The sequence below is a fragment of the Ochrobactrum sp. SFR4 genome (genome assembly GCF_019730395.1).
GTDB lineage: Bacteria > Pseudomonadota > Alphaproteobacteria > Rhizobiales > Rhizobiaceae > Pseudochrobactrum.
Map to the genome: position 1 here is coordinate 1 of NZ_JAAPBB010001477.1, position 231 is coordinate 231.

Here is a 231-nt window from a genome sequence, read left to right on the forward strand (position 1 = left end):
TGCAGGCTGATCTGAACAAAAATAACGGCAAAATTACTTCGCAGTTACAGCGGGTTATGTCTCAGGCCGAGTCAATTGGTGTTGAGGGCACGCCAACCCATCTGATCGGCCCGTTCCGCGCTATGGCGCTGGATTATGCCGGTTTCAAAATGGCGGTTGCTGATGCCCGTGCGCGTGAAAAAGCGACCAAATAACAAGACAGAGCGCTTTGTCTGATGTTTTGCGGCTGCA

The 231-nt window shown here is 51.9% G+C and carries 1 pseudogene; it reads left to right on the top strand.

The features are described from left to right. Positions 1-194: pseudogene (locus HBA93_RS23925) on the top strand (DsbA family protein); the annotation flags it as partial. Between the last annotated feature and the right edge of the window lie 37 nt (positions 195-231).